General features: G+C 70.4%; 1 protein-coding gene. It reads right to left on the reverse strand.

All coding sequences use genetic code 11. The annotated features are described in order from the left end of the window. The coding region (locus ACIQU6_RS44385; RefSeq protein ID WP_403488375.1) for a beta-ketoacyl synthase N-terminal-like domain-containing protein at positions 1-2,378 on the reverse strand (2,378 nt) is incomplete at both ends.

Here is a 2,378-nt window from a genome sequence, read left to right on the forward strand (position 1 = left end):
TCCAACGCCCGCTCAAGCTCCTCGACCACCCCGTCGAAGGCATCCGCGAACACCGGGAAACGGGCATACAACTCCCGACCCATACCAAGACGTTGTGCTCCCTGACCCGAGAACAGGAACCCGACTCGGCCCCCGGTGGCGCGTGCCTGGCCGCAGACCACCCCCGCACCCGGCCGGCCGTCCGCGACGGTCGCCAACCCCGCCGTCAAGGTTTCGCGATCCGTGCCCACCACGGCCGCGCGGTGTTCGAAGCCGGCTCGGGTCGTCGCCAGCGAGAAGCCAACGTCAGCCGGCGACAGCTCCGGGCGTTCGGCCAGGTAGCTGCCCAGGCTCCGCGCCTGGGCGCGTAGGCCGGCCTCGGAGGGGGCCGACACGATCCACGTCGCGAGCCCGTCCGCGTCCGGGGTCGTCTCGATGTGCGACGGCTCGGCGGCGGCATCGGCCGGCGCCTGTTCCACGATCAGATGCGCGTTGGTGCCGCTGATCCCGAACGACGAGACCGCCGCCCGCCGCTTCCTGCCCGCGGCCTCCCACGTACGGTCCGCGGTCAGCAACTCCACGGCACCCACGGACCAATCGACATGCGTCGACGGCGCGTCGACGTGCAGCGTCCTCGGCAGCACCGCGTGCCGCATGGCCTGCACCATCTTGATGATGCCGGCGACGCCCGCGGCGGCCTGGGTGTGCCCGATGTTGGACTTGATCGACCCCAGCCACAACGGCCGCTCCGTGTCCCGCTCCTGCCCATACGTCGCCAGCAGCGCCTGGGCCTCGATCGGGTCACCCAACGACGTACCCGTACCGTGTGCCTCCACGACATCAACATCGGTCGCCGACAGGCCCGCGTTCGCCAACGCCTGCCGGATCACCCGCTGTTGGGACGGACCGTTCGGTGCCGTCAGACCATTGGACGCGCCGTCCTGGTTCACCGCCGAGCCCCGAACCACCGCGAGCACCTGGTGACCGTTGCGCCGCGCGTCCGACAGCCGCTCCAGCAGTACCATCCCGACGCCCTCGGAGAAGCCCGCACCGTCCGCGGCATCGGCGAAGGACTTGCAACGCCCGTTCGCGGCCAGCCCGTTCTGCCGCGAGAACTCGCTGAACAGCGAGGGGTGGGCCATCACCGTCACGCCACCGGCCAGTGCCAGCGAGGTCTCTCCGCTGCGCAGTGCCTGGACCGCGAGATGCGTGGCGACGAGCGAGGACGAGCAGGCGGTGTCCACCGTGACCGCCGGGCCCTCGAAGCCGAAGACGTAGGACACCCGGCCGGACAGCACACTGCCGGAGGTGCCGTTGCCGATGTACCCCTCCAGGCTGCGGAGGTCCTCGCCGGAGGCCATCAGGCGGGTCGCGTAGTCGTGGTACATGACGCCGGCGAAGACGCCGGTCTTACTGCCACGGAGCGAACCGGGGTCGATTCCTGCCCGCTCGATCGCCTCCCAGGAGGTCTCCAACAACAGCCGCTGCTGCGGGTCCATCGCCAGCGCCTCGCGCGGCGAGATCCCGAAGAACGCCGGGTCGAAGTCGGCCGCGTCATGCAGGAATCCGCCCTCCCGCGCGGAGGACGTGCCTGCCTTGCCCGAGTCGACGTCGAACAGCGCCTCCAGGTCCCAACCACGGTCGGTGGGGAAGCCCGAGATGCCATCTCCCCCGGAGGCCACCAGGTCCCATAGCTGGTCAGGGGTGGTCACGCCGCCCGGGTAGCGGCAGGCCATGCCGACGATAGCGATCGGTTCGTTCGCGGAAGCGCTCACCGCCGTCGTCGTCGGGTTGGCGATTCCGGTCGGCTGCTGTCCGCGTCCCGTGACCTCGTCCCGGACGAACGCCGCCAGGGCGGACGGAGTCGGATAGTCGAAGACCAATGTCGCCGGCAGCCTCAACCCCGTCGCCGCGTTCAGGCGGTTTCGCAGCTCCACGGCGGTCAGCGAGTCGAAGCCCAAGTCCTTGAACGGACGGGTGGGTTCGATGTCCGACGCCGAGGCGTGCCCCAGCACCTGGGCGACGTGCCGAAGCGCCATCTCCAACACGTCCCGCAGCTGCTCCGCCGCATCGAGCCGCGCCAACCGCGCAGCGAACTCGGAAACCTCCACCTCCCTCCCACGCACCGCACGCCGCACCGGAACCCGCACCAGATCACGCAACACCGGTGGCACCCCGACCGAGGCCGCAGCAGCCCGAACGACGGCCAGGTCCAACGAAACCGGCACCACGACCCCGCGATCGGAGGCGAGGGCGGCATCAAACAGCTCAAGCCCCTGCTCCGAACTCAGAACGCCGATCCCACCGCGGTTGAGCCGGCCCCGGTCCTCGTCGTCCAGGTGGCCGGTCATGCCGCTGGCCTGCTCCCACAACCCCCACGCCATCGAGGTCGCCGGCAG

The sequence above is a fragment of the Streptomyces sp. NPDC090442 genome (assembly GCF_044769405.1).
Lineage (GTDB): Bacteria > Actinomycetota > Actinomycetes > Streptomycetales > Streptomycetaceae > Streptomyces.